Below are 21,463 nucleotides of genomic sequence, written 5' to 3' on the forward strand. Positions count from 1 at the left end.
CCTTACCACTGGCGCTTGTCCGGACGGGCGAGGCCGAGTTTTTCGATCCGGTAGCGCAACATGTCACGGCTCAGACCCAGCAGGCGTGCCGACTTGGTGACGTTCCAGTCGGTCTTGTCGAGCATCTTGCGCACCATGTCGCGCTCCACTTCCGGCAGGTTCATGGAGTCGCTGCCGCTGAAGGACGGACGCGGTTCGCTGAAGTGTGACGGCTCGTGATGAAACATCGGTGGCTCATCCATCAGGCTCAGGCAGACGTTCAACTGATGGGCGGCGATAGTGTCGCTTTGCGCCAGCAACACGGTTTGCTCCAGCATGTTGCGCAATTCACGCACGTTGCCCGGCCAGCTGTAGCTGAGCAGCAATTCTTCGGCCTGGTTGCTGAAATGCAGGTTCGGCTTGCCGTAGCGTTTGCCATGTAGCCCCAGGAAGTGCCGGGCCAGCAGCAGGATATCGGCGCCACGGGTATACAGTCGCGGCACCTTGATGGAAATGATGCGCAGGCGGAAGAACAGGTCACGACGGAATTTGCCTTGCTGGACCATCTGTTCGAGATTGCAGTTGGTGGCGCTGATCACCCGCAGGTCGACCTTGCGCTCCTTCACTGAACCGACCCGGCGAATGGTCCGGTCTTCCAGTAGTTTCAGCAGCTTGGCTTGCAGCAGCAAGTCCATCTCACCGATTTCATCGAGGAACAGCGTGCCGCCATCGGCCGCTTCCACCAGCCCCATGCGACGATCCTTGGCGTCGGTGAAGGCGCCCTTCTCGTGGCCGAACAGTTCCGACTCCACCAGATTGGACGGGATCGAAGCACAGTTGAATTCAATGAATGGGCCTTTGGCGCGCGGGCCATCGAAGTGCAAGGCCCGGGCCACCAGTTCCTTGCCGGTGCCCGTCTCGCCTTCCACCAGCACCGGCGGCAGATCGCTGTTGGCCATGCGCCGTTCGGCGTCGAGCAACTGGGTGATGGTGCCCTTGAGGTACGCCATCGGTGCCGACTCGCCAATCAGTGCCTGCACTCCCGACTTCTGGGCCTCGCGCTCCTGGTAAAACGACAGCGTACGCTCCATGCGGTCAGTGGCCAGGGCCTTGTCCAGCAGCAACTTGAGCTCTGGCAGGGCCACCGGTTTGGTGACGTAGTGAAAGGCGCCCTCTTTCATCGCCACCACGGCGTCTTCGACATTGCCGTAGCCGGTCATCATGATCACTTTCAGATCCGGAGCGCTGATGCGCAGCTTCTGGATCAGGTCGTGACCACTCATGCCCGGCAACGAGTTGTCGGTCAGTACCACGTCAGGCGCGAAAGAACCCAATTGCTCCAGTGCATCTTCAGCCGAGTGGCAGACGGTCACCTCGAAGTCCTTGCGCTCCAGGTAAGTCTGAATATTCTCGGCGAGGATTTCGTCATCCTCGACCAGCAGAATGCTGTGCTCCATATACCCCTCCCGTTGCCACTTTGAAATTGAGACAAACACGGGTTCCTTCCTGCTCCCGGCTGGTCAGTTCGACCGAGCCGTCAAAACGCTCCATTATTCGTTTGACCAGGGCCAGGCCCACACCCAATCCACCTTGTTTGGTGGTAAAAAACGGCTTGAAGACCATTTGCTGCTGTTGTTTGGACATGCCCTTGCCGGTGTCGGTCAATGTCATTCTCACGTCGCCGGACACCGAGGAATCGATCTCGATCGTCAGCACGCCACCCTTGGGCATGGCTTCCAGTGCATTAGCAAACAGGCTATTGAGTATTTGCGTGAGCAGCACCTGCTGGCTGACGACCGGTGGCACGCTGACAGGGGAGAAGCGCACTTCAACGTCCGAACGCTTGATCAGGGACTCAAAGGCACTCAGGGTGTCTTCGAGGGCCAGCACCAGGTCGACCGTTTCACAGTCGTCATTCATCGGCCGCAACGACACCAGCAATTCACGGACCCAACGCGACATGCGGTCGACCTGACTGATGATGTCGCCGATGTTTTTCTGTGCGGTCTGGCTGGCTATGTCCTGGGCCAGTTCGGCGCTGGAACGGATATTGGCCAGCGGGTTGCGCAAGCTGTGGGCGACCGCCGAGGACATCTCGCCAAGGGCGACAAAGGTCTCGTTGGCGATCAGTTGTTTCTGCTGGCTCTGCAACAGCGTCGCCGCGCGTCGCACGATCCAGAACAGCCCCAGGTAAATGGCTGCCCCGCCGATCAGCGTGGCCAGCCAGATTGCCTTGAAGCCACGCTGGATGCGCGCCACCAGATCCACCGGCTCCTTGTAGATTTCCACCATGGCAATCACTTTGCTTCTGTCGGCGTTGAACATCGGAATGTAGTTCTCGACGAACAGGTACTCCGGTTCGCGCAGCAAGCGCTGCTCGGGACGCTCCTCATCGATTTCGTGGTAACTGGTGGACACCGGCGATTTCATTTCGAAGGATTCGTCCAGCTCAAAGTCGCCTTCGATACGCACGCCGATCAACTCGGGGTTGGTCGACCAGACCACGGTGCGGTCCAGGGAGTACACCGTCGCCAGCAGGATGTCCGGCAGATGCTTCACATGGTCAAGAAACTCAACGCGCGCGGCGGCCCGGGATACGGGGTTGACGTCGGGGTAGGCATCGTCCATGCGCGGGTCGAGCATTTCACCCATGGTTCGCCCCGGGGCAATGCCGGCATGCCGGATTTCGGCCTCGCCAATGGACTGGATGAACTGCGCGGTCAGCATCGAATCACGCTCGATACTTTCATCGACAACAAAGCGGGTGGAGATGTAACCCAGCCCCAGCGCCACCACAGCGATGATCAGAAAGCTCGCCAGGGAGAACCAGCGCAGCAAATTGAACTGCGGTCGCCACCCCTTGCGTTGTGCTGCCGGATTCTGCGGCGCAGCTACTTTTTGTTGTTCGAGTATCTGCATGGCTGTGTCCTGGGTACTTGAAATCGAGCCTGTTCAGCCGCTTTCAGGATCAGTGTAGGTGGCATTGATAGCCACCGACTGGCCCGCGTAATTTTTTTGACACTATTGCAACCGGGGTGTCTCGGGGTGCGCGACCGAATGATGTTGTTCAGGCTCTTCGTTACCACTGGCCAATGGCGCCGCTGGCGGATGTTGACGGTCGGTTTCTTCTTTCAGGAAATCGATGAGGGACTGGGCGGAACGCGCATCCAGCCGCAAGTTGGGCATCGAGATCCTGTTGTAGCGCTCGAACAGCTCCATCGCAATCGGGTCCTTTTCCGCGAGCATGCGGTCAGGTTCGCGGATCCAGCGGTTGAGCCAGGCCGGATCGCGCTGATAGGTCACGCCGATCAGGTCCGGGCCGATGCTGCGCAGGCCGATGCCCTGCCCGTCCAGCGGACCGAGGCTGTGGCAAGACGCGCAGCGGGTGCGAAACAGCTCTTCGCCATTGCTCGGCGGACGGATTTCGGGGGCCTCGACGTAGCTTTCCTCCACACTTGGCTGTTTCCAGTTATGCAGGGTATTGGCCAGTTGGTCGGCCAGAATCCACGGGTTTTCGAACGGCGAGGCTTTCATCCAGCGGCCCGTTGCCTGGTTGCCGACGATCAGGCTCAGGTTGTGGTCCTTGTTGCGCCCGTTATCGACGCCTTCGATGAACAGCCCCAGTTTTTTGCGCAGGTCAGTGACGTCGGCGAATTCCCCGGTGAGGAATTTCCACCCGGGCCCGACCTGGAAGCGTTGCGCATAGGCCTTGAGCACCTCGGGGGTATCACTCAAGGGGTCGATGCTGATGGAGTAGAAGAAGATGTCCTTGCCGACCCGATCCCCCAGCAGTTTCTGCACCTGGCGCATGCGCGCGGTTTCCAGGGGGCAGGAGTCACTGCACGAGGTGAAGATGAAGTTGATCACCACCACCTTGTCTTTGATCAAGTCATCGAAAAAACGCAGCTGCTGTCCGTCCTGGTCGGTCAGCAGGGTGTTGGGGAAATAGTCGGCACCCCACGGGGTGACGGCTTCAACGACAGCGGGTTCGGCAGTGGATGCCGGAGCAGGTGCAGGCGTCGACGTCGGCTGGCTGGCGACCAGCAACTGGCTGGCCAGCAAACCGGTCACCAGCATCAGCACCAGGTGCATGCCCAGGGCTCGCGAGCGTGGTGAATGCATCTCTTTTTTTTCCATCACCAGCCGCCTCGATGTGGTGAAGGGGGGTTATGGTGGTTTTGCAAGGACCTCGCCAATCATGTGTTTTTTTATAAAAACGTACTAACACTCGACAAAACAGTGATTTATCAAAATCAATGTGCAACGACCGGGCAAATGACCGGGGATTAATACCCGTTATTGGGGGTAGATCATCCCCGTTTTCAGGGGGCCAGAACAAAGGACAGGCGCACAGTGGTGCCCTCGCCTTCACTGCTGTCGAGGGTCACCGCACCGCCAAATCGCTCCATGATCCGCTCGACCAGCACCAGCCCGACTCCCAGCCCGCCCTGTTTGGTGGTGAAGAACGGCCGGAAGGCCATAGTGCGCTCTTCTTCGCTCATGCCTTTGCCGGTATCGCTCACCCTCACACTGACGTGCTGGGCATCGCGCGGTTCGATCTGGATGGTCAGGGTGCCGCCGCCGTCCATGGCTTCCACCGCATTGGACAGCAGGCTGCTGAGGAGCTGGGTCAGTTGTACGTGCTGGCTCAGCACCATGGGCGTCTGGTCCGGCTCGAACACCACGTTGACCTTGGCCTTGTTGATCTGATGCTCGTAAGCCATCAGGCTGTCATGCAGGGCCGCCACCAGGTTCACAGGTTCGGCCTCGTCATTGAGCGGTCGCAGGGACTGGAGCAACTCCCGTACCCATTTCGACATGCGATCGACCTGACCAATGATGTCGTTGATGTTCCCGTGTGCCGGACCGCTGTCGAACTCTATCGCCAGCTCGGCGCTTGAACGGATGTTCGCCAACGGATTGCGCAGACTGTGGGCGACCGCCGAGGACACCTCCCCCAGAGCCACAAAGGTTTCGTTGGTGATCAATTGCTTCTGCTGCGTCGCCAGCAGGATCGCCGCCCGCCGCACGATCCAGTACAGCCCCAGGTAAATGAGACCGCCGCCCAGGGCGGTTGCCAGCCAGATCAGCACCAGGCCGCGCTCCATGCGGTTGATCAGGTCCTGGGGTTCCTTGTAGATCTCGACCATCGCCGTGACGGTGCTGCCATCGGCGTCGAACAAGGGAATGTAGTTTTCGATGAAGGCGTATTTGGGTGGTTCCAGGAACTTCTGCTCCATGCGGGATCTATCCACACCGTGGTAAGCGGTCGACACGGAAATTTTCGAGTTGAATGCCCGATCGAGGTCTTCATTGCCATGGATCGTAATGCCCATCAAGGCCGGGTTGGTCGACCAGATCACCATGCGGTCGAGGGCGTAGATGTTGACCAGAATCACGTCCGGCAAGTTTGCGATATGGTCGAGGAATTCACCACGGGCATTGGCACGGGACAGAGGGTCGACATCAGGAAAGTCCATGTCTTTTCGTGGGTCGAGCAACTCGCCCATGGTCCTGACGTTGGGAATCGACACATGGTGCACTTCGGCCGAGGCAATCGCCTGAATGAATTGTGAGGTCAATAGCGCATCGCGCTGCACGCTTTCGGTAATCACGAAGCGCGTGGATACCGCCCCCAGCGCCACCGCCACCGTGCCGATCACCAGCATGCTGACCAGTGAAAACCAGCGCAGCAGATTGAAGGGCTCCTTGCGCGTGTTCAAGCGAACTTCGCTGTCGGTCGCAAGTACTTTGGCGATTGTGGTCATGGACACGGTTCCCGGAAACCCCCTATAGGTTTATAGCCCAGCCATGGCCGTTTGACCGAGCCTGGGGACTGCGATACCCCACCCGCCCCGCGGCCCCGTCACCCCCAAAGTCGGGGATAGCTGCCCGTGCCATAACTTCCCGGCCTGCCGCCTGCGACCGCGCCAACACCTTTACTGCGGGCGTCTCACGGGCGTTTTCGCCGATTGGTATGGAAGTTGCCGAACTCCCTGCCAACTGCCCCATCCCCAAGGGGCAGGTACTTCGACAGAGGGAACACTCATGCACCCGTTACTGTGCAAAACCGCGTCCGCCCTGGTTGTGACTGCTCTAGCCCAAGGTATTGCCCAGGCCGCGCTGTTTGCCGTAGACCCCGGCCCCTACCTGCCAGCCAATGGCAATTTCGCCGCCTGGTATCAAGACAGCCACGGCCGAACCCTTGACCTGTGTTTATCAAAGGCTGTCAGTTCCAGGGTTGCCAGCGCGCCGGGCGCCCCGACTTACATGTGCTCGCTGATCCCTAATCCCGGCATTTTCGATGACACGCAACCGTTGGTCTTCCCGACCAATTTCCCCGACGAAGCGTTCTGGGCAACAGGCGAAACAACCATCGTCGATGCCGCCCGAGGCATCGACCTGACCTATGTCTCGGCGCTCGAAGCAGCCTTCAGTGGTGGGGATCCACTGGAGGGCGACCAGATCAGCTTCGCCCGTATCCGTGTTCGCATCGACGTGGCCACCGCCGGCACTTATGTCATCACCCACCCTTACGGCGTCGAAGTGTTCAACGTCGAGACCCCCGGCCGTCGGGCGATCAACATGACCCGGGATATTGGCATCGGCGCGCCAAAAACCTACAACGGCGCGCTCAAGGGCGACGTCGGGCCGTTCCTGCGCAGCGTCAATGGCCCCTACACCGAGACCAACCCGAGCACGGGCCAGGCCGAACAATTCGTCGGCGATCCGAACCTCACCGAAGCCGTCACCGGCAGCCCGTTCAACACCAACTACGTGCGCATCGAGGGCCCCAATGGCCTGGACTTGCGCACCAACCTCTTCGCTGTTTCCGGCAAGTTGTCGTCGGTGGTCCGTCCGACCCCGGTGATCGCCGAGCGCAGCACCTACTCGCGACAGGCCGGCACCAGCGCCCCGGTGGCCCAGCAGGACGTGTTCGTGATGGCCCCGCCGCCACCCGCCACCGTGACCCTGGACAGCAACAATCCGCTGCTGAACTTCACCGAAGCCAATACCACCGGCCACTGGTATGCACAGTCGCCGAACAATCCGACGTTGCCGAGCACCTTGCAGGTGACCGCCGACAACCACCTGGCCATCGCCAGCAGCGCGCCGACCATATTGCCCATGCCGTTGACCGACCTGGTGACGATCTCACGCGCCGAGTACAGCCTGAGCACCGGGCAAATCACCATCGTGGCTTCGACCAGCGATGAAACGTCGCCACCGGTGCTCACCGCCACCTCCGGCACCGGTATCGCCATCGGCGCCCTGAGTGGTGATGGCGCCGTGAAAAGCCTGGCCACCGGCATCTCGCCGATTCCGCCAGCCCAGGTTCGTGTGTCGTCCTCCAATGGCGGCAGCGATACCGAAGAAGTGGTCATCGTGCAATGAACGCCCACATGCCCGGATCCTCATCAGGAGGCATCATGAACAAATGGCCACGCCTGGCGCTCAACGCCCTGGGACTGACTCTGTCGCTGACCGGCAGTGCTTTCGCGCAACTCGCCGCCGTCGATCCCGGTCCTTACACCTTTGCCACCGGGAAATTCCCGATCTGGTATCAGGACAAGAATCAACTGTCGATGGAGCTGTGCCAGTCCCGCGCCGCCAGCTCGCGGGTGGCAGCCAGCGTGCCACCGGCCTACATGTGCACCCTGCTGCCGACACCGGGCATTTTCGACGACACCCTGCCAATGGTGTTCCCGGATAACTGGCCAGACGAAGCCTTCTGGTTCCTTGCCGAGACCAGCATCCCCAACAACACCGCCGGCTATGGCATGGACGTCTATGTCGCCGGGATCGAGGCTGCATTTGCCGGTGGCAACCCGCTCGATGGCGACCAGATCAGCTTCGCGCGGATTCGTCTGCGGGTGAACATTCCCGTTGCCGGGACCTACACCATCACCCACCCCTATGGCGTGGAAACGGTCAACGTCACCACCACCGGGCGCCGGGCGATCAACATCACCCGGGACGTCGGCATCGGTGCGCCGGGGGTTTTCAGCGGTGCGGTCAACGGTGCGATCGGGCCGTTCCTGCGCAGCGTCAACGGCCCCTACACCGAGGTGAACCCGGACACCGGCGCCATCGAAACCTTCGTCGGCGACCCCAACCTCACCGAAGCCGTGACCGGCAGCCCCAACAACACCAACTTCGTGCGCATCCAGGGTCCGGCCGGGACCATCCAGACCAACCTCTTCACCCTGTCCGGCAAGGTGCTCGACAACCGCGCGCAGACCGCGGTGGACATGACCCGTGCCACTTACCGCCGCATAGCCGGCACGGGCAGCAACACCACCCGGGTCGAAGTGTTTGCCAAAGCCGCCAACGGTTCGACCCTGTGCTTTCGCGAAAGCATCGCCCTGGTCCCCGGCCCGCCTGTGTCACCTTGCCAGACCAACATGGTGAGCGATAACAACGGCGTGTTCTTCGCCCAGAATCTGCTGGCCAACGCAACGGTGCCGCCGGTCGTGGTGGTCACCGCCACCAACCCCGCCGGGACCACCCGCCCGACTGCGGTGTCGAGCAAGCTATCGGACGTGGTGAAAATCCAGACCGCCCGTTACAGCTGGAGCAACCACAGTCTGCTGATCGAGGCCACTTCCACAGACGAAGTGGTGGTACCGGACATGGTCGCCCAGGGTTACGGGCGGCTGTCGAAAACCGGAATCCTGCAACGCCTGACGGTGGCTGACTTGACCCAACCCCCTGCAACCGTGACGGTCAAATCCGCTGCCGGCGGCAGTGACATCGAGCCGGTCGTAGTCGTCGGCACTGCACCGGACACCGGCGCGAACCAGGCACCGATCTCCGTCGCCGATACCGGCAGCACCAGCTTCGGCGTGCCGATCACCCTTAACCTGCTGGCCAACGACAGGGACCCGGACGGCAATACGCCGCTGAGCATTACCGCGCTGACCCAACCGGCCGCCAGCCAGGGCACGGTGGCATTGAGCGGCACTACGGCGGTGGTCTACACCCCTCCTGCTGTCGTCAACGCGCCGTTGACCACGACCTTCACCTACAAGGCCCAGGACGTCAAAGGCCTGGCCTCGACGACAGCGGCAACCGTGAGCATGACCGTGGCGCCTAACCGGCCTCCGGTGGCCGTCGCCGATGCCGTCACGACACTGGGTGTGGCGATTCCAATCAACGTGCTGGCCAACGACACCGATCCTGAAGGCAATGTGCCGCTAGCCGTCGCCGGCTTCACTCAACCGCTGGCAGGTCGCGGCACCGTCAGCAGTAACGGCACGGTGCTCACCTACACCCCACCGGCCACCGTCACCACGGCCTTCACCACGACCTTCACCTACTTTGTCCGGGACAGCTTCGGCGCCCAATCGACGTCGCCAGCCACAGTCACGGTGCAGGTCTCGCCACGGCCTGCTGCGGAAACCTTCGCCGTGACCACCGCAACGGTGAGAGCCCGCTCCAACAACCGCTTCACCTGGGACTTTGCCGGCACCTCATCGGTGACCACCGGCAACACCATCACCATCAAGGTCACCACTGCGACCGGGCTGGTCACCCTGGGCACCACCGCCGTACCGGCGAATGGACGCTGGCGGTTGACCGTGAACAACACCACCACGGTCGTTCCGTCGGCGAACCCGACCGCCACGATCACCTCGTCCCAAGGCTCCGTACGCACGGTGCCGGTGATCGCCAACTGAGCCCGCGCCCCATTAGCCACGCAGGTTGATGGGGCCGGCTTCAACCCTATGGAAAACCGCGACCTCGGGTGGGGGGCCGCGGTTTTTTGCCGGGTGCATTGATGGGAGCAATCCAGCGGTAGTCTGGTTGCCATCACTGGAGCGGTGCCCGGACCAGGCTCACTCCCACAGGTATTCAGTACATCTGAAAGATCTCGGTCGGCTGGCAGACCACCATCGCGAGCAAGCTCGCTCCCACAGGTACTCAGTACATCTGAAAGATTTCGGTCGGCTGGCAGGCCGCCATCGCGAGCAAGCTCGCTCCCACAGAAGAGCAAAGACAGAGCGGCGTACACCACGCTCTTCACCACTCATCAGGCCGAGCGTTAGCTCGCCTGCAGCTTTTGATCTTGATCCACCCGCCCCCTCGGAAGGCTGAGTGGAGGTGTTCATCCGGGGATTGGCGCGCAGCGCCGTTCGACGCAGTCGAACACATCGCATGTAGGTGCCAGCGAAGCCAACCGGAGGGCGATGCCCCCGGATGAATACCGGAGCGAAGGAACGCCGAGCCTAAGCGAGGGGCCGTACGTAAGGGGCGAGACCTTTTGGTTCCTTTTGGGGCGTTTGCCAAAAGGGACTCGCCGTAAGGGCGAAACCGCCAGCCGCCATTACCGCAGCAACGGATATGTACTCAGCCCCCCAACCTGATCGACAGCCGCTCGGCCAACGCCTTGGCCTGGCTCGCCACATCGGTGACGGCGGTACTTTCCCACCACATACCGCGCAACGGCGGACCCATGGCAAACAACCGGCTGGCGGGCTGACCCTCGGCGTTCAGAACCGCACCATCGACCTCTGCCGCGATGCCCAAGGCCAACGGCCCGGGCCGGACCAGGCCTCGGGCGAGCAGTTGCCGGGGCAGCGGTCGCGCGACCCGGCGCCAGTCGTATTCGATACCGCTGGAGTTGATCAGGGCGACACCACTGACCACACAGGTCTGCGCCTCGCCCCGCCGTCGAAGGCGAATACTCACCTCGCCATTCAGCGATGGCTCGAGGCCCTGGTAAGAGGCTGCGTGAATACGTAACCGCCCTTCTTTATACAAGCGCTCAACCAGCTCGGCACTCAAGGGTGGCGAGCGGTGATGATGGCTTTCCCACCACGGCCGCACATGCCGCACGAACTGCCGACGCTGCACGTCGGTCGCCTGATGCCACAAGCGGCCGATGTGTGCCCGCACCGTGTCCAGCGGCGCCTGCCAGTCGATACCTTGGGCGATGGCGTCCCGGCAGTGCCGACGCAGTTCGCGCATCAACTGGCGAGGTGTGCGGATGCTCTGATCCTGCGCGAGAAAATCCACCCAGGCCGGTGGCTGGCGACGCACATGGGGCAGCAGCCCATGGCGGGAAAACACTTCGATCGGCCCACGATGCCCGGCCTGTTCCAGGGACACCACGGCATCGACCATGGTCAGGCCCGAGCCGATGATCATGACCGTCGATTGCGGATCGAGTTGCCGCATCGCCGCCACGTCCCACGGATCGAGAGCGGCCGCATTCAAGCCGCTGGACCGGGTTTGCGGGGTGCGCGCGGCGGGAAACATCCCGGTGGCCAGCACCGCAAAAGCGCCCTGCAAGCATCGGCCATCGCTCAAGGTCAAGCGCACGGCGTCTGCATCGGTTTGCAAATCGACCACTTCGGCCTGCACATGCTCGACCGTCGAACCGACCAAGGCGCCCACCGCCTGCGCTTCTGCCAGGCGCTGCCGGGCGTACAGGCCGAAAACGCCCCGAGGCGGAAACAACTCGCTGATCGGCACATGCTGCTGATCCGATTCCGGCCAGCCGCCCGCCTTGATGTACTCGGTCAGCCATTGGGTCAGGTCGTCGGCGTTGTCCGGGTCAACACTCATCCGCGCCGCATTGCCGTTGAGCGTATGACCCAGTTCCACCGCGCTATAGGCTTCACCCCGCCCCAACCCGGCCCGGGGCTCGATCACCAGCACCCGGCGCCGGCCCGGCAAACGCATCAACTGCGCCGCCAACATCGCGCCACTGAGGCCGCCACCGACAATCAGGATGTCGGCGTCATTGTTCAAGGTCTGGCCCATCCATGCACTCCCTGTTCAGATCACCACATTACGTACAAACTTCGCCGCTACCACCCCGTCGTTGCGATAACAGTGTGGCTGGTTGCTGGCAAACATAAAGAATTCACCCGCCGCGATATGCTGTGGCTGGTCGCCGAGCATAACGGTCAGGCACCCTTCGAAGACATAAATCTGCTCGCTCCAGCCATCGGCGTCCGGCTCCGACGGATACACCTCGCCCGGTTGCAGGCACCATTCCCACTGCTCGACTTCACGACTGGCCTGGGCCTTGGAAAGCAACACCGCCCTGCTGCCAGGGATCGTGCCGGTCCAGGCCAGCTCATTGATACGGCTGGGATCGCGGGCGTCGGGGGCCTGGATCAAATCACTGAAGGCAACGTCCAGGGCTTCGGCCACCCGGTCGAGGGTGGTCAGGCTGACGTTCTTTTCCCCTGCCTCGATCGCCACCAGCATTCGACGGCTGACTCCGGACTTTTCGGCCAGCGCGGTCTGGCTCAGGTCGGCGGCATGACGTAAACGACGGACGTTTTGACTGACGTGCTGGAGGACCGAAGCCCGCTGGGTAGAATCTTTGTGCACTATATTGCTCACTGAGTGGGGTTGGGCAGTATACTGCGCAACATTCGACGCATTGTGCGTCCCCCTCCAGTAGCGTGCAAGGTCATGACGTCGGTGAATTCCCCAAAGGCTTCCTCCCGTTTTACAAGGTTCAGCAAGGCCGAATGCGTGCTGGTACTGATCACGATGGTCTGGGGCGGTACCTTCCTGCTGGTACAGCATGCGATGACCGTCAGCGGCCCGATGTTTTTCGTCGGCCTGCGCTTTGCCGCCGCCGCGAGCATCGTCGCCCTGTTTTCCTGGCGTCACCTGCGCGACCTGACCCTGTTCGAACTCAAGGCCGGGTCGTTCATCGGCGTGGCGATCATGCTCGGCTATGGCTTGCAGACGGTCGGGTTGCAGAGCATTCCCAGCAGCCAATCGGCATTCATTACCGCGCTGTACGTCCCGTTTGTGCCGTTGCTGCAATGGCTGGTGCTGGGGCGGCGTCCGGGGTTGATGCCGAGCATCGGCATCATGCTGGCCTTTACCGGGTTGATGCTGCTGTCCGGGCCGTCAGGTGCGTCGTTCAATTTCAGTCCCGGTGAAATCGCCACCTTGATCAGCGCCGTGGCCATTGCGGCCGAGATCATCCTGATCAGCACCTATGCCGGCCAGGTCGATGTGCGCCGGGTGACGGTGGTGCAACTGGCGGTCACTTCGGTGCTGTCGTTCCTGATGGTGGTGCCGACCAACGAGACGATTCCGGACTTCTCCTGGTTGCTGTTGTGCAGCGCGCTGGGGCTCGGGGCGGCGAGCGCGGCGATTCAGGTGGCGATGAACTGGGCACAGAAAAGCGTGTCACCGACCCGCGCCACGCTGATCTATGCCGGTGAGCCGGTATGGGCCGGGATTGTCGGGCGCATTGCCGGGGAACGCTTGCCGGCGATTGCCTTGGTCGGGGCCGGGTTGATTGTGGCGGCGGTGATTGTCAGTGAGTTGAAGACCAAGGGTAAGGCTGCGGCGCCTGAGGAAGAGCTGGAGCGGGAAACACAGTGATAAGTCGCAAACTTTGCATTGCCGGATAGGCCGCCATCGCGAGCAAGCTCGCTCCCACAGTGTCTTGGGTTGAACACAAGATTGTGTGTACACCTTCATACCCTGTGGGAGCGAGCTAGCTCGCGAGAGGCCGGAACTGGCTCCCCGACCTCTCTCTGAAACCACGTGAATCAGGGCGTTTCCGTCTACCGTGTAGGATTCTGCGACAGCTTGGCGTTTGGTGATCCGGGAGCTGGCACGTATGATGCTTCACAAACTTCCGCAGATTAGAAGCCTATGTCCCTGATAGTTCTACTGCTTCTGCCTTTCATAGGCAGCTGTTTGGCGGCCGTGTTGCCGCACAATGCCCGTAACGCCGAATCCCTGCTGGCTGGCCTGATCGCCCTGATCGGCACCGTTCAGGTCGCCTTCCTGTACCCGCAGATCGCCGATGGCGGCGTCATTCGCGAAGAGTTTTCATGGCTACCCAGCCTGGGCCTGAACTTCGTCCTGCGCATGGACGGTTTCGCCTGGCTGTTCTCCATGCTGGTGCTGGGCATCGGCACCCTGGTTTCGCTGTACGCGCGCTACTACATGTCGCCGAACGATCCGGTGCCGCGATTCTTCGCGTTTTTCCTGGCCTTCATGGGCGCCATGCTCGGGCTGGTGATCTCCGGCAACCTGATCCAGATCGTGTTTTTCTGGGAGCTGACCAGCCTCTTCTCGTTCCTGTTGATTGGCTACTGGCACCATCGCGCCGATGCCCGGCGCGGCGCCTACATGGCACTGATGGTGACCGGTGCGGGCGGTTTGTGCCTGCTGGCGGGGGTCATGCTGCTCGGCCATGTGGTCGGCAGCTATGACCTGGACAAGGTCCTGGCCGCCGGCGACCTGATTCGCGCCCATGCCCTCTACCCGATTCTATTACCCCTGATCCTGATCGGCGCCTTGAGCAAAAGCGCACAGTTCCCCTTCCATTTCTGGCTGCCCCACGCCATGGCCGCGCCGACGCCCGTATCGGCGTACCTGCACTCGGCGACCATGGTCAAGGCCGGGGTTTTCCTGCTCGCACGGCTATGGCCTTCGCTTTCGGGCAGTGAAGAATGGTTCTACATCGTCAGTGGCGCCGGCGCCTGCACCCTGTTGCTCGGGGCGTATTGCGCGATGTTCCAGAACGACCTCAAGGGATTGCTGGCCTACTCGACCATCAGCCACCTGGGCCTGATCACCCTGTTGCTTGGCTTGAACAGCCCGCTGGCCGCCGTCGCCGCGGTGTTCCACATCCTCAACCATGCGACTTTCAAGGCCTCGTTGTTCATGGCCGCCGGCATCATCGACCACGAAAGCGGTACCCGCGATATCCGCAAACTCAGCGGCCTGTACAAGCTGATGCCGTTTACCGCCACCCTGGCCATGGTCGCCAGCGCCTCGATGGCCGGCGTGCCGTTGCTCAATGGCTTCCTGTCCAAGGAAATGTTCTTCGCCGAAACCGTGTTCATCAATGCCACGCGCTGGATCGAACTGAGCTTGCCGATCGTGGCAACCATTGCCGGTACCTTCAGCGTGGCTTACTCCCTGCGTTTCACTGTGGACGTGTTTTTCGGCCCGCCCGCAACCGACCTGCCACACACACCCCACGAGCCACCACGCTGGATGCGCGCGCCGGTCGAGTTGCTGGTGTTCGCCTGCCTGCTGGTGGGAATTTTCCCGGCCCAGATAGTCGGCCCGCTGCTCGCGGCGGCGGCGCAACCGGTGGTCGGCGGCACGCTGCCCGAGTACAGCCTGGCCATCTGGCACGGCCTGAACGCACCGATGATCATGAGCCTGATCGCCTTGTCCTGCGGCACCGTGCTCTATCTGCTGCTGCGCAATCAATTCAAGCGCGGAAACTTCAACCGTCCGCCCGTCATCGGTCGCCTGGACGGCAAGCGCCTGTTCGAATACGGACTGGTCGCCATCATGCGCTTGGCCCGTCGCCTGGAGCCCCGGATTGGTACCCGGCGCCTGCAGATGCAGTTGTTCCTGGTAGTGCTTGCTGCCGTGCTGGCCGGGTTGATTCCCATGCTGCACAGCAGCCTTCACTGGGGTGACCGGCCGAAAATCCCGGGGTCGATCGTCTTCGTCACCTTGTGGTTGCTGGCCATCGCCTGCGCCCTTGGCGCGGCCTATCAGGCCAAGTACCACCGTCTCGCGGCCCTGACCATGGTCAGCGTCTGCGGCCTGATGACCTGCGTTACCTTCGTCTGGTTTTCCGCGCCGGACCTGGCCCTGACCCAACTGGCGGTCGAAGTGGTGACCACGGTGCTGATCCTGCTGGGCCTGCGCTGGCTGCCACGACGGATCGAGGAGGTCTCGCCGTTGCCGGGCAGCCTGCGCCGGGCGCGGGTGCGGCGTATCCGCGACTTGCTGCTGTCGACCTCGGTCGGTGTCGGCATGGCGTTGCTGGCCTACGCCATGCTGACGCGCCAGACCCCCAACGATATTTCCTCGTTCTATCTCAGTCGCGCCTTGCCTGAAGGCGGCGGCAGCAACGTGGTCAACGTGATGCTGGTGGACTTCCGTGGTTTCGACACCCTCGGTGAAATCACCGTGCTGGTGGCCGTGGCCCTGACCGTGTTCGCCCTGCTGCGCCGCTTCCGCCCGCCCAAAGAAAGCCTGCAACTGCCGGCCCAGCAACGCTTGCTCGCGCCGGATGTGGTGACCGACCTGGTCAACCCGCGTCACGCCAGCGACACCGCGCTCGGTTTCATGATGGTGCCGGCGGTGCTGGTGCGCCTGCTGTTGCCGGTGGCGCTGGTGGTCTCGTTCTACCTGTTCATGCGCGGGCACAATCAACCGGGTGGCGGTTTTGTCGCCGGGCTGGTGATGTCGGTGGCGTTCATCCTGCAATACATGGTCGCCGGCACGCAGTGGGTTGAGGCGCAAATGAGCCTGCGGCCACTGCGCTGGATGGGCACGGGACTGATGATTGCCACGGCCACGGGCCTGGGCGCGATGGTCGTCGGCTATCCGTTCCTGACCACCCACACCTGGCATTTCTCGTTGCCGCTGCTGGGTGACATTCACCTGGCCAGCGCGCTGTTCTTCGACATCGGTGTGTACGGAGTGGTGGTCGGCTCGACCCTGTTGATCCTCACCGCCCTCGCCCACCAATCGGTGCGCGGCCACAAAACCGCCGCCCAGCCCAGATCCGTTGCCGCCAAAGGAGCCGTCTGATGGAAGAAGTCATCGCAATCGCCATCGGCGTACTGGCCGCGTCCGGCGTCTGGCTGATCCTGCGCCCACGGACGTTCCAGGTGGTCATGGGCCTGTGCCTGCTGTCCTACGGGGTCAATCTGTTCATCTTCAGCATGGGCAGCCTGTTCATCGGCAAGGAACCGATCATCAAGGACGGCGTGCCGCAGGACCTGTTGCACTACACCGACCCGCTGCCGCAGGCACTGGTGTTGACGGCGATCGTCATCAGCTTTGCCATGACCGCGCTGTTCCTGGTGGTGCTGCTGGCTTCCCGGGGCCTGACCGGCACCGACCATGTGGATGGCCGGGAGCCCAAAGAATGATGGCGATGACTCACCTGATCGTCGCACCCATTCTGCTGCCGCTGCTGACCGCCGCGATCATGCTGATGCTCGGCGAGAAGCACCGGCCGCTCAAGGCCAGGATCAATCTGTTCTCCAGCCTGCTCGGGCTGGGCATTGCCGTGGCGTTGTTGCAATGGACACAGACCACCGGCGTGCCCGGCTCCATCGGTGTGTATCTGCCGAGCAACTGGCAAGTACCGTTCGGCCTGGTACTGGTGGTCGATCGCCTGTCGGCGCTGATGCTGGTGCTGACCGGCATCATCGGCGTCAGTGCCCTGCTGTTCGCCATGGCCCGCTGGGACAGCGCCGGTTCGAGTTTTCACGCGCTGTTCCAGATCCAGTTGATGGGCCTTTACGGCGCGTTCCTCACCGCGGACCTGTTCAACCTGTTCGTGTTCTTCGAGGTGCTGCTGGCCGCGTCCTACGGCTTGATGCTCCACGGTTCTGGCCGGGCTCGGGTGTCGTCGGGGCTGCATTACATCTCGATCAACCTGCTGGCCTCGTCTCTGTTCCTGATTGGCGCGGCGCTGATCTATGGGGTCACCGGCACGCTGAACATGGCCGACCTGGCGGTGAAAATCCCGCTGGTGTCCGAAGCTGATCGCGGTTTGCTGCACGCTGGCGCGGGGATCCTGGCCATCGCGTTCCTGGCCAAGGCCGGCATGTGGCCGCTGAACTTCTGGCTGGTGCCGGCCTACTCCTCGGCCAGCGCGCCGGTGGCGGCGATGTTCGCGATCATGACCAAGGTCGGCGTGTACACCTTGCTGCGCCTGTGGACGCTGCTGTTCTCCGCCCAGGCCGGGGCATCGGCGTTCTTTGGCGGCGACTGGCTGATCTACGGCGGGATGGCGACCATCGTCTGCGCTGCCATTGCGATCCTCGCCGCGCAACGCCTGGAGCGCATGGCCAGCCTGAGCATCCTGGTGTCGGCGGGCATTCTGTTGTCGACCATCGGCTTCGCCCAGCCGAACCTGGTCGGCGCTGCGCTGTTCTATCTGTTCAGCTCGACCCTGGCGTTGAGCGCCCTGTTCCTGCTGGCCGAGCTGATCGAGCGCTCGCGCTCGGCCAACGAAGTCCTGCTCGAAGATGAAGCCGAACTGCTGCCGCGGCCACTGGAATCCCTGTATCCGCCCAAAGGCACCAACCTCGACGACGACCAGAAAGCCGTGGTCGGCCAGGTGATTCCCTGGACCATGGCGTTTCTCGGTCTGAGCTTCATCGCCTGCGCCTTGCTGATCATCGGCATGCCGCCGCTCTCTGGCTTTATCGGCAAACTCGGGTTGATCGGCGCCCTGCTCAATCCGCTAGGCCTGGGCAACAGCGGCGACACACCGGTTTCCAACGCCGCGTGGGGCCTGTTGGTGTTGTTGATCGTGTCTGGGCTGGCATCGCTGATCGCGTTCTCGCGCCTGGGCATCCAGCGTTTCTGGACGCCTGCGGAACGACCATCGCCCCTGTTGCGACGCCTTGAATGCGTACCGATCTTCGCCCTGCTGGGCCTGAGCATTGCGCTGACCTTCAAGGCCGATCCGCTGCTGCGCTACACCCAGGCCGCCGCCGAAGCCCTGTACAACCCGCAGCAATACGTGATGGCGGTGCTCGACACACGCGTCGTACCGAACCCGTCGGCCGTAGCGGCCCCGCAGGAGGTGCAGCCATGAAGCGCCAGTTTCCGGCACCGCTGCTATCGCTGGCATTGTGGCTGCTGTGGCTGTTGCTGAACCTGTCGATCAGCCCCGGCAACCTGCTGCTGGGTGCCGCGCTGGGATTCTGTGCGCCATTGATGATGCGCAGGCTGCGTCCGCTGCCGGTGCGCATCCGTCGTCCCTGGGTAGTCCTGCGCCTGATCCTGGTGGTCGGGCGCGATGTGCTGGTGTCCAACCTCGCCGTGGCCTGGAGCGTGCTCAATGCCGGTCGCCGCCCGCCTCGCTCGCAATTCATCAAGGTGCCGCTGGACTTGCGTGACGCCAACGGCCTGGCCGCGCTGTCGATGATCACCACGGTGGTGCCCGGTACAGTCTGGTCGGAGCTGGCGCTGGACCGCAGCATTCTGCTGTTGCACGTCTTCGACCTGGACGATGAGGCGCTGTTCATCCAGCACTTCAAGGCGACCTACGAACGTCCGCTGATGGAGATCTTCGAATGAGCCCCTTGCTGTCGAACGCGATCCTGCTGAGCCTGTTCTTCTTTTCCCTGGCGATGATCCTGACCCTGATCCGCCTGTTCAAGGGGCCGTCGGCCCAGGATCGGGTTCTGGCGCTGGACTACCTGTACATCGTCGCGATGCTGATGATGCTGGCGCTGGGTATACGTTATGCCAGTGACACCTACTTCGAGGCGGCGTTGCTGATCGCCCTGTTCGGTTTCGTCGGCTCGTTCGCCCTGGCGAAATTCCTGCTGCGTGGTGAGGTGATCGAATGAATACGCCAATGTCGATGTGGGTGGAGATCCCGGTGGCGATCCTGCTGGTGCTCGGCAGTCTGTTTGCCTTGATCGGCGCCACGGGCCTGCTGCGCATGAAGGACTACTTCCAGCGCATGCACCCACCGGCCCTGGCCTCGACGCTCGGGACCTGGTGCGTGGCGCTGGCTTCGATCATCTATTTTTCGGCGCTCAAGTCCGCGCCGGTATTGCACGCCTGGCTGATTCCGATCCTGCTGGCGATTACCGTGCCGGTGACCACCTTGCTGTTGGCCCGGGCGGCGCTGTTTCGTAAACGCATGGCCGGGGATGATGTGCCGGCTGAGGTGAGCAGCCGGCGGACGGAGAGCGGTAGTTAGAGCAAAGATTTGTGTTGCCTCATCGCGAGCAAGCTCGCTCCCACAGGGTTCAGCGCAATCCCTGTGGGAGCGAGCTTGCTCGCGATGAGGCCAGTATTTTCACTACAGAAACGTCGCTTGATCAGACCCAGGCCACCGCCAACAACCCCGCCCCCAGCACCACACACAACGGCGAGTAAACCCAGGTGTCGAGCCGGGCAAATTTCGAGCCTTTGACCTCTTTGAAAAAGCCCACCAGATCCGAATCGCCAATGGCCCGGGCAAACAGCAAGATCGCAATCGCACTGAGCACCCACTGCAACGACCAGTGATGCAAGGGTGGCAGGCACCAACCCACCCGCAAGCACACCAACACGGCAATCAACAGCAACAGCCCGGCCACCACCAGCGTGATCCAGCCTCGCGGTTTAAATGCCGGTCGCAGTTGCGCGCTGCCCGCCTGCGGGACTTGCGGGACCGCCGCCACCGCCGCCCACTCGCCACCCAACGCCCAATACACATGCACCAGACTGATCGCGGCGAAGATCGTCACCAGCGATTGAGCCAACACCAGGGTCATGGTTCAGAGATCCTTGAAAGGGAAATGAACTGAACATTGTAGGAGCTACCGCAGGCTGCGATGTTTTGATTTTGCATTTCCATGACAAAGATCAAAAGATCCCGACCTGCGGCAGCGCCTACAGGGCGGCGGAGACTTTATCTGCCACGTCCTTGGGCAGCCAGGCCCGCCAGACGTCCGGATGGGCCTTCATGAACGCCTCTGCCGCCTGGCGCGGCGGTGTATGTTTCTCGCTCATCTCGGCCAGTGCCTTGTTCAGCGGGTCGATCGGAAAGTCGACCTTGGCAAAGAACTCGGCAATCTGCGGATATTGCTTCTGGAAGGGGGTGGACACACCGATCGACAGCTTGGAGGCCAGGGAACGGGTCGGCTTGGGATTGGGGTTGTCGGCGTCGGTCAGGGTCTTCCAGGCTTCGGCGTCGAACGGTGGCTCTTCGAGTTGAATCAGCTTGAAGCGGCCGAGCAACGGCGTGGGCGACCAGTAGTAAAACAGCACCGGCTTGCCACGATGAATGGACGAACTGATCTCCGCATCCAGTGCCGCGCCCGAACCGCTGCGGAAATTCACGTAGCTGTCGTCCAGCCCATACGCCTTGAGTTTCTGCTTGTTGACCACTTCCGAGGTCCAGCCGATAGGGCTGTTGAGGAAACGTCCCTTGGTCGGGGCTTCCGGATCCTTGAACACGTCTTTGTAACGCGGCAGGTCGCTGACACTGCGCAGGTCCGGCGCCAGCGGCTTGATGCCCTTGGCCGGGTCGCCCTTGATCACATATTCCGGCACCCACCAACCTTCGGTAGCCCCCTTGACCGTATCGCCGAGGCTGACGACCTTGCCTTCGGCTTCCGCCTTGACCCACACCGGGCTGCGACCGGCCCACTCTTCGCCAATGACCTGGATGTCATTGTTGGCCAGCGCGGTTTCCAGAGTGATGGTGGTGCCCGGCAACGTATCGGTCGGCAGCCCGTAGCCCTTCTCGACAATGATGCGCAGGACATCGGTAATCAGGCTGCCGCTTTCCCAGTTCAGGTCGGCAAAGTGGATCGGTGCCTGGGCGGCAGACACCGGGGCGGGCGTCGCCAGCAAACCGAAAGTGGCCAGGACCGCAGCCAGCAACCGTCGAAATCCGTTCATGCTTTTGCACCTCGTGCTGTTCACAGCAATAGCAGGGTGGCCTGGCAGTAGACCGCGAAGCCTCTGAATACTCAGTCCATTGACTGTA

At 62.1% G+C, this 21,463-nt stretch carries 17 protein-coding genes; 9 read left to right on the forward strand and 8 right to left on the reverse strand.

The features are described from left to right. Window positions 1-2 precede the first annotated feature (2 nt). From AC1Q6Y_RS06955 to AC1Q6Y_RS06970, 4 genes are all read right to left on the reverse strand, one after another. Window positions 3-1,436, reverse strand: a complete 1,434-nt coding sequence (locus AC1Q6Y_RS06955) for a sigma-54-dependent transcriptional regulator (RefSeq protein WP_090456413.1) — start codon at window positions 1,434-1,436, stop codon at window positions 3-5. Further along, window positions 1,405-2,898 (reverse strand): sensor histidine kinase, encoded by a 1,494-nt coding sequence (locus AC1Q6Y_RS06960; RefSeq protein WP_090456415.1) that lies wholly within the window; start codon window positions 2,896-2,898, stop codon window positions 1,405-1,407. The genes AC1Q6Y_RS06955 and AC1Q6Y_RS06960 overlap by 32 nt, the downstream gene beginning before the upstream one ends. Before the next feature lie 102 nt (window positions 2,899-3,000). After that, window positions 3,001-4,101: an SCO family protein gene (locus tag AC1Q6Y_RS06965; protein WP_492624252.1), complete on the reverse strand. Its 1,101-nt coding sequence runs from the start codon at window positions 4,099-4,101 to the stop codon at window positions 3,001-3,003. Between the two features lie 200 nt (window positions 4,102-4,301). Next, the gene (locus AC1Q6Y_RS06970; protein ID WP_492624253.1) at window positions 4,302-5,747 is read right to left on the reverse strand and encodes a sensor histidine kinase; all 1,446 of its coding nucleotides are present in this window, start codon (window positions 5,745-5,747) and stop codon (window positions 4,302-4,304) included. A gap of 280 nt (window positions 5,748-6,027) precedes the next feature. On the opposite strand from AC1Q6Y_RS06970, the gene AC1Q6Y_RS06975 reads away from it, so the two are divergent. Beyond that, complete coding sequence (locus tag AC1Q6Y_RS06975) at window positions 6,028-7,374, forward strand: hypothetical protein (protein ID WP_090456420.1); 1,347 nt, start codon at window positions 6,028-6,030, stop codon at window positions 7,372-7,374. A 35-nt stretch (window positions 7,375-7,409) separates the two neighbouring features. Further along, complete coding sequence (locus AC1Q6Y_RS06980) at window positions 7,410-9,659, forward strand: Ig-like domain-containing protein (RefSeq protein WP_492624254.1); 2,250 nt, start codon at window positions 7,410-7,412, stop codon at window positions 9,657-9,659. 670 nt (window positions 9,660-10,329) lie between these two features. On the opposite strand, the gene AC1Q6Y_RS06985 is transcribed toward AC1Q6Y_RS06980, so the two are convergent. After that, window positions 10,330-11,748, reverse strand: coding sequence for an FAD/NAD(P)-binding protein (locus AC1Q6Y_RS06985; protein WP_349736965.1), 1,419 nt, complete (start codon window positions 11,746-11,748; stop codon window positions 10,330-10,332). A gap of 15 nt (window positions 11,749-11,763) precedes the next feature. Next, the gene (locus AC1Q6Y_RS06990; RefSeq protein WP_090456428.1) at window positions 11,764-12,327 is read right to left on the reverse strand and encodes a helix-turn-helix domain-containing protein; all 564 of its coding nucleotides are present in this window, start codon (window positions 12,325-12,327) and stop codon (window positions 11,764-11,766) included. A gap of 84 nt (window positions 12,328-12,411) precedes the next feature. On the opposite strand from AC1Q6Y_RS06990, the gene AC1Q6Y_RS06995 reads away from it, so the two are divergent. From AC1Q6Y_RS06995 to AC1Q6Y_RS07025, 7 genes are all read left to right on the forward strand, one after another. Then, a complete protein-coding gene (locus tag AC1Q6Y_RS06995) occupies window positions 12,412-13,344 on the forward strand; it encodes a DMT family transporter (protein ID WP_224795421.1) in 933 nt (310 codons plus the stop codon). A 276-nt stretch (window positions 13,345-13,620) separates the two neighbouring features. Next, entirely contained in the window at window positions 13,621-16,539 is a 2,919-nt protein-coding gene (locus tag AC1Q6Y_RS07000; protein ID WP_349736967.1) for a monovalent cation/H+ antiporter subunit A, read from the forward strand. After that, complete coding sequence (locus AC1Q6Y_RS07005) at window positions 16,539-16,883, forward strand: Na+/H+ antiporter subunit C (protein WP_007986256.1); 345 nt, start codon at window positions 16,539-16,541, stop codon at window positions 16,881-16,883. Before AC1Q6Y_RS07000 ends, AC1Q6Y_RS07005 begins: the two co-directional genes overlap by 1 nt. Beyond that, window positions 16,880-18,565 (forward strand): monovalent cation/H+ antiporter subunit D, encoded by a 1,686-nt coding sequence (locus AC1Q6Y_RS07010; RefSeq protein WP_492624255.1) that lies wholly within the window; start codon window positions 16,880-16,882, stop codon window positions 18,563-18,565. The genes AC1Q6Y_RS07005 and AC1Q6Y_RS07010 overlap by 4 nt, the downstream gene beginning before the upstream one ends. After that, window positions 18,562-19,050 (forward strand): Na+/H+ antiporter subunit E, encoded by a 489-nt coding sequence (locus tag AC1Q6Y_RS07015; protein WP_492624256.1) that lies wholly within the window; start codon window positions 18,562-18,564, stop codon window positions 19,048-19,050. The genes AC1Q6Y_RS07010 and AC1Q6Y_RS07015 overlap by 4 nt, the downstream gene beginning before the upstream one ends. Beyond that, entirely contained in the window at window positions 19,047-19,325 is a 279-nt protein-coding gene (locus tag AC1Q6Y_RS07020) for a K+/H+ antiporter subunit F (RefSeq protein WP_007986253.1), read from the forward strand. The genes AC1Q6Y_RS07015 and AC1Q6Y_RS07020 overlap by 4 nt, the downstream gene beginning before the upstream one ends. Beyond that, window positions 19,322-19,684: a Na+/H+ antiporter subunit G gene (locus tag AC1Q6Y_RS07025; RefSeq protein ID WP_008052566.1), complete on the forward strand. Its 363-nt coding sequence runs from the start codon at window positions 19,322-19,324 to the stop codon at window positions 19,682-19,684. The genes AC1Q6Y_RS07020 and AC1Q6Y_RS07025 overlap by 4 nt, the downstream gene beginning before the upstream one ends. 121 nt (window positions 19,685-19,805) lie before the next feature. On the opposite strand, the gene AC1Q6Y_RS07030 is transcribed toward AC1Q6Y_RS07025, so the two are convergent. Then, complete coding sequence (locus tag AC1Q6Y_RS07030) at window positions 19,806-20,243, reverse strand: DUF3995 domain-containing protein (protein ID WP_090456439.1); 438 nt, start codon at window positions 20,241-20,243, stop codon at window positions 19,806-19,808. A gap of 118 nt (window positions 20,244-20,361) precedes the next feature. After that, window positions 20,362-21,375 carry an ABC transporter substrate-binding protein gene (locus AC1Q6Y_RS07035; protein ID WP_090456440.1) on the reverse strand — a complete coding sequence of 338 codons (1,014 nt, stop codon included), beginning with the start codon at window positions 21,373-21,375 and terminating at the stop codon, window positions 20,362-20,364. Window positions 21,376-21,463: the final 88 nt, after the last annotated feature.

The organism is Pseudomonas sp. GW823-FHT06E10 (genome assembly GCF_058794995.1).

Coding starts and splice junctions, on each gene's coding strand:
- AC1Q6Y_RS06955 (WP_090456413.1), bottom strand. CDS start 1,436: ATGGAGCACAGCATTCTGCTGGTCGAGGATGACGAAATCCTCGCCGAG.
- AC1Q6Y_RS06960 (WP_090456415.1), bottom strand. CDS start 2,898: ATGCAGATACTCGAACAACAAAAAGTAGCTGCGCCGCAGAATCCGGCA.
- AC1Q6Y_RS06965 (WP_492624252.1), bottom strand. CDS start 4,101: ATGCATTCACCACGCTCGCGAGCCCTGGGCATGCACCTGGTGCTGATG.
- AC1Q6Y_RS06970 (WP_492624253.1), bottom strand. CDS start 5,747: ATGACCACAATCGCCAAAGTACTTGCGACCGACAGCGAAGTTCGCTTG.
- AC1Q6Y_RS06975 (WP_090456420.1), top strand. CDS start 6,028: ATGCACCCGTTACTGTGCAAAACCGCGTCCGCCCTGGTTGTGACTGCT.
- AC1Q6Y_RS06980 (WP_492624254.1), top strand. CDS start 7,410: ATGAACAAATGGCCACGCCTGGCGCTCAACGCCCTGGGACTGACTCTG.
- AC1Q6Y_RS06985 (WP_349736965.1), bottom strand. CDS start 11,748: ATGGGCCAGACCTTGAACAATGACGCCGACATCCTGATTGTCGGTGGC.
- AC1Q6Y_RS06995 (WP_224795421.1), top strand. CDS start 12,412: ATGACGTCGGTGAATTCCCCAAAGGCTTCCTCCCGTTTTACAAGGTTC.
- AC1Q6Y_RS07000 (WP_349736967.1), top strand. CDS start 13,621: ATGTCCCTGATAGTTCTACTGCTTCTGCCTTTCATAGGCAGCTGTTTG.
- AC1Q6Y_RS07005 (WP_007986256.1), top strand. CDS start 16,539: ATGGAAGAAGTCATCGCAATCGCCATCGGCGTACTGGCCGCGTCCGGC.
- AC1Q6Y_RS07010 (WP_492624255.1), top strand. CDS start 16,880: ATGATGGCGATGACTCACCTGATCGTCGCACCCATTCTGCTGCCGCTG.
- AC1Q6Y_RS07015 (WP_492624256.1), top strand. CDS start 18,562: ATGAAGCGCCAGTTTCCGGCACCGCTGCTATCGCTGGCATTGTGGCTG.
- AC1Q6Y_RS07020 (WP_007986253.1), top strand. CDS start 19,047: ATGAGCCCCTTGCTGTCGAACGCGATCCTGCTGAGCCTGTTCTTCTTT.
- AC1Q6Y_RS07025 (WP_008052566.1), top strand. CDS start 19,322: ATGAATACGCCAATGTCGATGTGGGTGGAGATCCCGGTGGCGATCCTG.
- AC1Q6Y_RS07030 (WP_090456439.1), bottom strand. CDS start 20,243: ATGACCCTGGTGTTGGCTCAATCGCTGGTGACGATCTTCGCCGCGATC.
- AC1Q6Y_RS07035 (WP_090456440.1), bottom strand. CDS start 21,375: ATGAACGGATTTCGACGGTTGCTGGCTGCGGTCCTGGCCACTTTCGGT.